Source organism: Pseudonocardia sp. McavD-2-B (genome assembly GCF_024124365.1).
Taxonomy (GTDB): Bacteria; Actinomycetota; Actinomycetes; order Mycobacteriales; family Pseudonocardiaceae; genus Pseudonocardia; species Pseudonocardia alni.
The window spans coordinates 1-10280 of the sequence record NZ_JAMXSG010000214.1 but is presented as its reverse complement, the minus strand read 5'-3'; the positions used below and the strand labels follow the sequence as shown (position 1 = coordinate 10280).

The 10280-nt window shown below is 75.3% G+C and carries 11 protein-coding genes and 1 pseudogene; 5 read left to right on the top strand and 7 right to left on the bottom strand.

All coding sequences use genetic code 11. The features are described from left to right. From NH602_RS22825 to NH602_RS22815, 3 genes are all read right to left on the bottom strand, one after another. A partial coding sequence (locus NH602_RS22825; RefSeq protein WP_253068862.1) for an antitoxin occupies positions 1 to 253 on the bottom strand: 253 nt, incomplete at its 3' end. 19 nt (positions 254 to 272) lie between these two features. After that, a complete protein-coding gene (locus NH602_RS22820; RefSeq protein ID WP_253068861.1) occupies positions 273 to 1544 on the bottom strand; it encodes an alpha-hydroxy acid oxidase in 1272 nt (423 codons plus the stop codon). A 22-nt stretch (positions 1545 to 1566) separates the two neighbouring features. Then, positions 1567 to 2361: an RNA methyltransferase gene (locus tag NH602_RS22815; RefSeq protein ID WP_253068860.1), complete on the bottom strand. Its 795-nt coding sequence runs from the start codon at positions 2359 to 2361 to the stop codon at positions 1567 to 1569. Between NH602_RS22815 and NH602_RS22810 the strand changes: the two genes are divergently transcribed. Both NH602_RS22810 and NH602_RS22805 read left to right on the top strand, forming a co-directional pair. Further along, the gene (locus tag NH602_RS22810; protein WP_073576327.1) at positions 2360 to 3832 is read left to right on the top strand and encodes a wax ester/triacylglycerol synthase family O-acyltransferase; all 1473 of its coding nucleotides are present in this window, start codon (positions 2360 to 2362) and stop codon (positions 3830 to 3832) included. The two genes, NH602_RS22815 and NH602_RS22810, sit on opposite strands and share 2 nt — an antisense overlap. After that, positions 3829 to 4335, top strand: a complete 507-nt coding sequence (locus NH602_RS22805) for a hypothetical protein (RefSeq protein ID WP_073576326.1) — start codon at positions 3829 to 3831, stop codon at positions 4333 to 4335. The genes NH602_RS22810 and NH602_RS22805 overlap by 4 nt, the downstream gene beginning before the upstream one ends. 14 nt (positions 4336 to 4349) lie before the next feature. On the opposite strand, the gene NH602_RS22800 is transcribed toward NH602_RS22805, so the two are convergent. Then, positions 4350 to 5180: a crotonase/enoyl-CoA hydratase family protein gene (locus tag NH602_RS22800; RefSeq protein WP_253068859.1), complete on the bottom strand. Its 831-nt coding sequence runs from the start codon at positions 5178 to 5180 to the stop codon at positions 4350 to 4352. 32 nt (positions 5181 to 5212) lie between these two features. Here NH602_RS22800 and NH602_RS22795 point away from each other — a divergent pair, with 32 nt between their 5' ends. Continuing rightward, a complete protein-coding gene (locus NH602_RS22795; protein WP_179761898.1) occupies positions 5213 to 6151 on the top strand; it encodes an SMP-30/gluconolactonase/LRE family protein in 939 nt (312 codons plus the stop codon). Between the two features lie 9 nt (positions 6152 to 6160). On the opposite strand, the gene NH602_RS22790 is transcribed toward NH602_RS22795, so the two are convergent. The 3 genes from NH602_RS22790 to aroA are packed head-to-tail and all read right to left on the bottom strand — an operon-like array spanning position 6161 to position 9322. Then, complete coding sequence (locus tag NH602_RS22790; RefSeq protein WP_253068858.1) at positions 6161 to 6961, bottom strand: hypothetical protein; 801 nt, start codon at positions 6959 to 6961, stop codon at positions 6161 to 6163. A gap of 47 nt (positions 6962 to 7008) precedes the next feature. Continuing rightward, entirely contained in the window at positions 7009 to 8028 is a 1020-nt protein-coding gene (rsgA, locus tag NH602_RS22785; RefSeq protein ID WP_073576323.1) for a ribosome small subunit-dependent GTPase A, read from the bottom strand. Between the two features lies 1 nt (position 8029). Then, positions 8030 to 9322: a 3-phosphoshikimate 1-carboxyvinyltransferase gene (gene aroA / locus NH602_RS22780; protein WP_179761899.1), complete on the bottom strand. Its 1293-nt coding sequence runs from the start codon at positions 9320 to 9322 to the stop codon at positions 8030 to 8032. Positions 9323 to 9357: 35 nt separating this feature from the next. Between aroA and NH602_RS22775 the strand changes: the two genes are divergently transcribed. Further along, complete coding sequence (locus NH602_RS22775) at positions 9358 to 10176, top strand: SOS response-associated peptidase (protein WP_161152189.1); 819 nt, start codon at positions 9358 to 9360, stop codon at positions 10174 to 10176. After that, positions 10173 to 10280 (top strand): annotated as a pseudogene (locus tag NH602_RS22770) (alpha/beta hydrolase); the annotation flags it as partial. The gene NH602_RS22775 and the pseudogene NH602_RS22770, both read left to right, overlap by 4 nt.

Genomic DNA, 10280 nt, shown 5'->3' with positions numbered 1-10280 from the left:
GCGGGGGCGGCGGCGGGGCCTGCCCCGGCGCGGGCGGCGGCGGGGCCTGGCCGTCCGGCCCCGGCTGACCGGGGGGCGGCGGCGCGGCGGTGTCACCGGTACCGGTCCGCTCGCGGGCGAACTTGGTCGCGGTGTCGATCTGACCGTCGTGACCGTACTTCTGCTTGGCCGCGTCGCCGACCTTGTTCAGGGCCTGGTCGACCTTGTCGTCGTGCTTGCCGAGCAGTTCCTTGGCCTTGTCCAGGAAACTCATGCGCCCCATGCTGGCCCCGTCAGCGCCGGGGCGCAGTGCCGGGCCGTCGCTCGTTCGGGTGGTGGTGGCCGCCGGTCGCCGAGCGGAGCCGGGCGTGCTCCGGGCGGAGGTCGTCCACCCGGGTCACGCCGAGCAGCTGCATCGTCCGCTCCGCCTCGGCGCGCAGGATCTCCACCGCGCGGGACACCCCGGCCTCGCCACCGGCCATCAGCCCGTACAGGTAGGCGCGGCCCACCAGCGCCGCGCGGGCGCCGAGCGCGACGGCGGCGACGACGTCGCCGCCGTGGGTGATCCCGGTGTCCACCAGGACCTCCGCGTCGTCGCCGAGCTCCTGCACCACCGGCTCGATCAGCTCGGCGGGCACCGGGGCCCGGTCCAGCTGCCGTCCGCCGTGGTTGGACAGCAGCACGCCGTCGGCGCCCGCGTCGGCGACGCGGCGGGCGTCGGTGACCGACTGGACGCCCTTGACCACCAGCTTCCCGGGCCAGGCCCCGCGCAGCCAGGTGACGTCGTCGAGGGTCAGCGCCGGATCGAACACCCGGTTGATCACCTCGTAGGGGCTGCCGCCGCCCGCGGCGAGCGACTCGAACGTCAGCGGCTCGGTGGTGAGCAGGTCGAACCACCAGCGGGGGTGGCGGGCGCCGTCGACGAAGGTCCGCAGCGACAGCGCGGGCGGGATGGACAGGCCGTTGCGGGCGTCGCGGCGCCGGTTGCCGCCGACCGGGGTGTCCACGGTGAGCAGCAGCGTGTCGTAGCCGGCCTCCTGCGCCCGGGAGACGAGCTCGTGGGCGACCGAGCGGTCGCGCCACAAGTAGAGCTGGAACCAGTGCCGCCCGCCGCGCCCGGCCTCGGCGACGCCCTCGATCGTCGTCGAGCCCATCGTCGAGAGCGTGTAGGGGATCCCGGCCCGCGCGGCGACGGCGGCGACCGCGCGCTCGCCCTCGGTGTGCATCATCCGCGTGAAACCGGTCGGGGCCAGCGCGAACGGCAGCGACGAGCGCCCGCCCAGGATCTCCCGGCCGGTGTCCACCCGCGAGACGTCGGTGAGCACGGTCGGCGAGAACTCCACCGACGCCCACACCTCGCGGGCCCGGCGCAGGCTCACCTCGTCCTCGGCGGCCCCGTCGGTGTAGTCGAACACCGCCCGCGGCGCGCGGCGCCGCGCCAGCTCACGCAGGTCACCGATGCTCGACGCGCGGGCGAGCCGGGCCGCCGTGCGGTCCAGGGTGAACGGGGCCGGCCGCAGCAGCGGCGCCAGCTCGGACGGGCGGGGAATGCGACGGCGCACCATCGCCCCGACATTAGGTGACCGGTCAGCGTCGGCGCAGCAGCTCGTAGGCGGCGACGGCTCCGGCGGAGGCGACGTTGAGCGACTCCACCCCGCCGTACATCGGCAGCGAGAGGATCCCGTCGAGCCGGGAACGGACGTCCTCGGTCAGGCCGTCGGTCTCGTTGCCCAGTACCAGCGCGATCCGGGACGGGAGCGACGCCTCCAGCAGCGAGTCGCCGCCGGCGTCGAGCCCGAACACCCCGAACCCGGCGGCGTGCATGAGGTCGACGCCCTCGGTGGCGGTGGCGCAGCGCAGCACCGGCGCGGCGAACGCCACCCCGGCCGACGCCTTGATCACCAGCGGGTCGATGGCGGGCACCCCGCGGCGGGGCAGCAGCACGCCGTCCAGACCGGCGGCCGTCGCGCTGCGCAGGATCATCCCGACGTTCGACGGGTTGGTGACGGCGTCGAGCACCAGCACCGACGCCGGCCGCCGGGTGCCCAGGTCGGACAGGAAGTGCTCCAGCGGCGACATCCGCGGGGCGACGACGTCGGCCAGCACGCCCTGGTCATGGCGGCCGTTGCCGGCCAGCACCTTCACCCGCTGCGCGGTCGCGCGCTGCACCGGCACCCCGCGACCGCGGGCGGCCGCGGTGATCTCGCGCTCGCCGCCACCGCGCACCGTGTCGGCCAGCACGACCTTGTCGACCTCCAGGTCGGGGTCGGCCAGCGCCTCCAGGACGGGCTTGCGGCCGTAGACCGTGATGAACCGGTCCTTCGGGGAGACCGCACCTGCATCGCTCACGAGGAGAAGCGTCGCACGTAGGATCGCGGCCATGCCGTCCCGGCTCTCCGCACTCGACGCGTCCTTCCTGTACCTGGAGGAGGCGACCACACCGATGCACGTCGGCGGGGTCGCCGTGTTCGACCGCCCCGACGACGGCTTCGACTACGACCGGCTGGTCGAGCTCATCGAGCAGCGCATCGCGCTGGTGCCGCGCTACCGGCAGAAGGTCCGCCACGTCCCGGGCAACCTCGCGCGCCCGGTGTGGGTCGACGACCCCGAGTTCGACATCGCCTACCACGTGCGCCGCTCGGCACTGCCCCGTCCGGGCAGCGAGGAGCAGCTGACCGAGCTGGTCGGGCGCCTGATGTCGCGCCCGCTGGACCACACCCGCCCGCTGTGGGAGATGTACCTCATCGAGGGCCTCGCCCCCGCCGGGGACGGCCGCGGCGGCGACGGCGGACGCGTCGCGATCCTCACCAAGACCCACCAGGCGATGGTCGACGGCATCTCCGCCATCGACATCGGCCAGGTCATCCTGGACGTCTCCGCCGAGCCGCGGGACACCCCGGACGAGCTGTGGATGCCGCGCCCGGAGCCGACCGACGGCCAGCTCGTGCTCGACGCGATCTCCGAGGCGGTCACCCGCCCCACCGAGATCGTGGACAACGTCCGGGTCGCCGCGGGCGACGCGCTGGCCACCGTCGGCAAGCTCGCCGGGGCCGCGGGCAAGGTCCTGAACATGGCCCGCACCGCGGGCCGCCGCGCGCCCGGGCTCCCGTTGAACGCCGAGATCTCCACCCAGCGCCGGTTCGCGATGGCCCGCACCGACCTGGAGGACTACCGCAAGGTCCGCGCCGCCTACGGCTGCGACGTCAACGACGTGGTGCTCGCCGTCATCGCCGGTGCCCTGCGCACCTGGCTGATGTCGCGCGGCGAGCCGGTCGCCGGGTCGTCGTCGGTGCGGGCGCTGGTGCCGCTGTCGGTGCGCGGGGAGGGCGACGTACCCAGTTCGGCGACCGGCGGGTCGCTCGGGAACCGGGTGGCGTCGTTCCTGGTGGACCTGCCCGTCGGCGAGCCGAGCCCGCTGGTGCGGCTGCACCAGGTCACCCACCAGATGCGCGAGCACACCGACACCGGCGACGCCGTCGGTGCGGACACGCTGGTGCGGATCGGCGGGTTCGCCCCGCCGACGCTGCACGCCGTCGGCGCCCGCGCCGCGAACGGCATGGCCCGGCACTTCTTCAACCTGGTCGTGACCAATGTGCCCGGCCCGCAGTTCCCGCTCTACGCGGCCGGGGCGCGGATGCTGGAGATGTTCCCGGTGGTGCCGCTGGCGAAGGGTCAGGCCGTCTCCATCGGCCTGACCAGCTACGACGGTGGTGTGTACTACGGACTGAACGGGGACAGGGGCGCCATGGGCGACCTGGACGTGCTCGCCGGGATGGTGGACGAGTCACTCGAGGAGCTCCTCGAGACACTGCGACAGACACCGATGACACCCGTCAGAGGAGACGACCGTTGAGGATCTACCTCCCCGCGACCTGGCCGATGCTGGCCCGCACGGTGAAGACCGGGAACTTCGAGCCGCTGGGCGGCACCGCGTTCGCACTCACCCCGAAGCTGCGCGAGTCCTACACCGCGGGCGACGACGAGGAGCTCGAGTACGCCGCGATGAACGAGGCGGCGCGGGCGTCGCTGCGGCTGCTCTCGGTCGAGTTCGGGCTGGGCGAGGACGACACCCCCGCCCGCCGGGTCGTGGTGTCCGCCGACACCGACGACGTCACCCTGCGCCCCGACCTCGACGACGGCGCGGTCCGGGTCACCGGCCCGGTGCCGGTGTCGAAGATCGCCGCCGTGCACGTGGACCTGCCGGAGGCCGAGCACGCCGTCCGGGAGGCGGCCGGCGCGGTCGACAAGGCCGACCTGGGCGACATGGACGCCGAGTTCCTCGTCGGTGAGGCCGAGGACCACGAGCTGGCCTGGTACGACGGCACCGAGCTGCCGTTCCTCGTCGAGCTGGGCTGAGCCCCGGCGGTCGGTCAGCCCGTCCCGGCCGGCGGCCCCGGTGCGGGATCGGCGAACACCGGGTCCCGCCCCTCCAGCCGCGCGGTCACCGCCTCGCGCTGGTTCGGGCTCGCGATCAGCGCACTGATCTCGGCCTGTTCGGCGGCGAGCTGCTCGGCGGGTGGGCGGGGCGCCGCGAGCAGCCGCTTCGCCGCACGCACGGCGTGCGGGTTGCGGGCGGCGATCTCGTGCGCGGTCGCCAGCGCGGCCGCCCGCGGGTCCTCGGCGGTGCGGGTCGCGAGCCCCAGCGCGACGGCCTTGGTGCCGGACACCGTGCGCCCGGTGAAGGTCAGGTCGCGGGCGACGTCGCGCCCGACCAGCTGCGGCAGCAGCAGCGTGCCGCCCATGTCCGGCACCAGGCCCCATATGATCTCCAGCACCGACAGCGTCGCGGTGGGGGCGACGATCCGCAGGTCCGCCCCCAGCGCGATCTGCAGCCCGCCGCCCAGCGCGTGCCCCTGTACGGCGGCGATCACCGGCACGTCCAGCTCGGCCCAGACATACGCTGCGCGCTGCCCGGTCGCGTGCGCCGGGGAGCCCTCGCGCGGCGGGGGCAGCTCGGCGGTGGCCGAGCGCCGTTCACCGGAACGCATCGCGCGGAACATGTCGCGGTCCAGCCCGGCGCAGAAGTCCGGCCCGTCCGCCGAGAGAACCACCGCGCGGACGTCCGTGCGGTCGCGCAGCGCCTCCGCGGCGTGCACGATCGCGGTGAACTGGGCGACGTCGAGGGCGTTGCGGCGCTCCGGGCGGGTGAGCCGCACCTCGGCGACGCCGTCGTCGACGGTGGTCCGGACACGCTCGCTCATGCACCGGACCGTAACCCGGATCGGAGGCCGGTATGGCGTTCGTCGCGCCGCAGCTGCACGAGGTGACCCGTGGGCTCGCGTTCCCGGAGGGCCCGGTGGCGCTGTCCGACGGGTCGGTGCTCGTCGTCGAGATCGCGGCCGGGCGGCTGACCCGGGTGCTGCCCGACGGCGGCCACGTCACCGTCGCCGAGACCGGGGGTGGACCGAACGGCGCCGCGATCGGCCCGGACGGCGCCGTCTACGTCTGCGACAACGGCGGCTTCACCTGGCACACCCGCCCCGACGGCACCGTGTACCCGGGCAACCAGCCCGAGGACTACCGCGGCGGCGCGATCCTGCGCGTCGACCCCGACACCGGCGGCTCCTCGGTGCTCCACGACGGCCTGCGCGGCCCCAACGACATCGTCTTCGCCGCCGACGGCACCTTCTGGTTCACCGACCTCGGCAAGCGCCGCCCCCGCGAGGTCGACCTCGGCGGGCTGTACCACGCCCGTACCGACGGCTCGGCGCTCACCGAGGTCGTGCACCCGCTCATGACCCCGAACGGCGTGGGTCTGTCCCCGGACGGTTCCCGGCTCTACGTCGCCGAGACCGCCACCGGCCGTGTCTGGTGCTGGGCGGTGACCGGACCCGGCACGCTCGCCGCGCCGCCGGAACTGCCCGGCCCGCCCGGCCCCGGTGACGCCCGCCTGCTGCACGGCTTCGCCGGGTTCCGCAACCTCGACTCGCTCGCCGTCGACGGCGACGGGAACGTCTGCGTCGCCACCCTGGTCTCCGGCGAGGTCAGCGTGCTGTCCCCGGCCGGGGAGCTGCTCGGTACCGTCGCGCCGCCCGAGCACGACCCGCACGTCACGAACATCTGCTTCGCCGGCGCCGGGTCGCGCGACGCCTGGATCACCTCGTCGGGACGGGGTCGGCTCTACCGCTGCACCTGGCCGGTCGACGGTCTCGACCTGGCGTTCCGCCGCTGAGGGCCCGGGTCAGCCGCGGACCGGCGGTTCGATGGTGATCGGGGCGCCCCAGCCGTCGTAGCGGACGAGGGCGTCGAGCGCCGCGCCGTCGGGGAGCTGCTGGCGGACCCGGCTGCGCAGCGGCCTGCGCTCGGCGTCGACCCAGATCTCCGCGCTCAGCCGGGTCAGCCCGGCCCGCTGCTGGGCCTGCAGCGCCGTGCGGCGCGCCGGGTCGGTCTCGGTCGCCGCGGCCCGGACCAGGTCGACGACCAGTGTGTAGTGCACGGTCGGGGTGCCGTCGACGGCGTCGTCGGCGGCGTCGGCGACGAGCACCGCGTCCGGGTAGCGCGCGACCGCCCCCAGCGGGTCGAGTCCGGCGGCGACGTTCGCGGCCAGCGTCGCGTGGGACATCTGCTCCGGGGGCAGCGAGACCCGGCCGGCCTCGCCCCAGCCGCCCTCGCCGGGGCGCAGCCAGGTCCGGCCGTCGATCCGGATGATCTCCGTGCTCCGGGCGACCGCGCCGGACGGGCCGGAGCGCAGCAGCAGCCGCACCGCGGGGGCGTCCCCGTCCTGGTCGACCCGCAGGGCGCCGTCGCCGGTGACCGGGACGGTCGTGCCGCCGTCGGTCAGGGTGCCCGCCACGGACAGCGTCGAGCCGCCGTCGAGCCGGGTGCGGGCCCGAACGTCGGTGATCAGCGGCGCCGGGTCGTAGTACTTCGGCAGGGCGGCGGGCGCGGCGGCGGGCGGTGCGGGGGTGGCACCGAAGGAGCCGGGCCAGGCGCAGCCGGTCAGCCCGGGCACCAGCACCGCCCCGCACAGCAGCAGCGTCATCGCGCGCCGTCCCGGCACTACCCGCTCCCCGGCCGTCGTCGTGATGGTCAGAACCTGTCGCTCGCCAGCGCCACCAGCACGCGGCGCAACGCCTCGAGTCTGCCTCCTCCGAGCGCGCCGGAGGCGACCAGGTCGTCCAGTGCGCACTCCGGGTCGGCGGGCGGCCCGAGGTGCCCGCAGCCGCGCGGGCAGTCCTCGATCGCGGTCGCCAGGTCGCCGAACGCGGCGACGACGTCGTCCGCACCGACGTGCGCGAGACCGAACGAGCGCACCCCGGGGGTGTCGACGACCCACCCCTCGGCGTGCGGGAACGCCAGCGCCGCGGTGGTCGTGTGCCGGCCCTTCCCCACACCCGACACCCGTCCGATGGCCTGCGTCGCGGCCGGGACGATCGCGTTGACCAGGGTGGACTTGCCGACCCCGGAGTGTCCGACCAGCGCGCACAGCCGCCCGGACAGCTCCTCCCGCAGCGCGTCCAGCCCGGACGGAGGCCCGGACTCCGAGCGCCCGGTCACCAGCACCGGCACGCCGAGCTCGCGGTACTGCGCCGCGAACGGCTCCGGGTCGGCGAGGTCGGACTTGGTCAGGCACAGCACCGGCTGCAGCCCACCGGCGAAGGCCGCGACCAGGCAGCGGTCGACGAACCCGCTGCGCGGCACCGGGTCGGCGACGGCGGTGACCACGATCAGCCGCTGCGCGTTCGCGACGACGATCCGCTCGTAGGGGTCGGTGTCGTCGGCGGTGCGGCGCAGCACGGTGTCACGCTCGGCGACCCGCACGATCCGGGCGAGGGTGTCCGGCTCACCGGACAGGTCCCCGACGAGGTCCACCCGGTCCCCGACGACGACCGGCGTCCGGCCCAGCTCGCGGGCCCGCATGGCGACGACCTGGGGCAGGCCCGGGTCGGCGTCGACCGCGCAGGTCCACCGTCCCCGGTCGACGGCGGTGACCATCGCGCGGGTCGCGTCGGCGTGTGCGGGCCTGCGCTTGCTGCGCGGCCTGCTCCCGCGCCGTCCGGGGCGGACACGGACGTCGGACTCGTCGAGCCTGCTGATGTCGCGGGGCATGTCAGTTCCCGACCAGCGCCGCCCACCGCCCGGGGAAGTCCGGGATGGTCTTGTCGGTGCTCGCGACGTCGTCGACCTCGACGCCCGGCACCACCAGCCCGATGATCGCGCCCGCGGTCGCCATCCGGTGGTCGGCGTAGGCGCCCCACGGCCGGTCGGACCTCCCGGTGAGCGGCTTCGGCTCGATGACCAGGCCGTCCTCGGTCTCGGTGACGGCACCGCCGAGCGCGGTGATCTCGGTGGCGAGGGCGGCGAGCCGGTCAGTCTCGTGGCCCCGCAGGTGCCCGATCCCGCGCAGCCGCGAGGTGCCCGACGCCAGCGCGGCGACCGCGGCGACGGTGGGGGCGAGCTCGCCCGCGTCGTGCAGGTCGACGTCGACGCCGGTGAGCCGGTCCGGCCCGGTCACGGTGAGGCCGTCGGCGGTGTGCGTGACCGTGGCGCCGAACTGCTCCAGCACCGGCAGGACGTCGACGCCGGGCTGGGTGGTCTCGGCCGGCCAGCCGCGCACGGTGACCCGCCCGCCGGTCACGACGGCCGCGGCGAGGAACACCGAGGCGTTCGACAGGTCGGGCTCGACCGACCAGTCCCGCGCCGCGACCGGGCCGGGCTCGACCCGCCAGGTGTTCGGCTCGGCGTCGTCGACGGCCACCCCGGCGGCGCGCAGCATCTCCACGGTCATCGCGATGTGCGGCTGCGACGGCAGCGGCGTCCCGTCGTGGACCACGGTCACGCCGCGCTCGAACAGCGACCCGGACAGCAGCAGCCCGGACACGAACTGCGACGAGGCCGACGCGTCGATCGTGACCTCGCCGCCCCGGACCGGGCCGCCGTCGAGCACGAACGGCAGCGCGTCGGCGGCGCCGTCGTAGGACACGGTGGCCCCGAGCGCGCGCAGCGCGTCCAGCACGGTGCCCATCGGGCGCTCCCGGGCGCGCGGGTCGCCGTCGAAGCGGACCGCACCGGACGCCGTCGCCGCGGCCGGGGGGACGAATCGCATGACCGTGCCGGCGAGCCCGCAGTCGACCCCGGCGGGCGCCTCGGGGGTCCCGCCGCGCAGCCCGGGGTGCGCGCCGATCTCCACCGTGTCCCCGAGCGTGGTGACCGGGACGCCGAGCGCGGCGAGCGCCCCGGTCATCAGCGCGGTGTCGCGGGTGGGCGGGGCGCCGTCGACCCGGACGTCGCCGCCGGACAGGCCGGCGAGCAGCAGCGCACGGTTGGTCACCGACTTCGACCCGGGGACGGTGACGGTGCCGGTCACCGGCGACCCGGGCGTGGGGGCGGTCCAGTTGCTCACGCCTCCATCCTTCCCCACGTGGGAGGATGGGGCGCATGTGCGGCCGTTACGCCTCCACGAAGGCCCCCGCGGACCTGGCCGACGAGTTCCACGCCGTCGACGCGACGCAGGAGACCTCGCAGCGTCCGGACTACAACGTGGCGCCGACCAAGGACATCACCGTGGTGGTCGAACGCCACCCCCGCGACGAGAGCGGCGAGCCCGACCGGGGCGCCACCGAGCGGTCGCTGCGCACCGTGCGCTGGGGGTTGGTGCCGTTCTGGGCGAAGGACCCGTCGGCGGGTGCGCGGATGGTGAACGCCCGATCGGAGACGATCACCGAGAAGCCCGCGTTCCGCCGCGCGGCCGCGTCGCGGCGCTGCCTGTTCCCGATGGACGGCTGGTACGAGTGGCAGCGCCACGACGCCGTCCCGAAGTCCCAGGGAGGGACCGGCAAGCCGACCAAGCAGCCGTACTTCACCCACTACGCCGACGGCGCCACGATGGCGATGGCGGGCATCTGGGAGTTCTGGCGCCCGCAGGGCGACGAGCTGACCGAGAAGTACCCGGACGGGCTGGTCACCGCCTGCGTGCTCACCACCGACGCGGTCGGCCCGCTGACCCAGGTGCACGACCGGATGCCGCTGCTGCTGCGCCCCGACGACTGGTCGGACTGGCTCGACCCGGACCGCGGCACCGGCGACGAGGGGGTGACCCGGCTTCTGGTCCCGCCGTCGCCGGAGCTGGTCTCGACCCTGGACATCCGGCCGGTCTCGCCGCAGGTCAACAACGTCCGCAACAACGCGCCCGAGCTGCTCGACCGGCTCCCTGACGACCAGGTGACCGAGCCGATCCAGCTCGACCTGCTCTCGTGACCGCGGCGCGCGAGGTCGACACCCCGCGCGGCCCGGCCCGGGTCACCCTGCACCGGGCGGGGTCCCCGCGCGGGCTGCTGCTGCTCGGGCACGGCGCGGGCGGC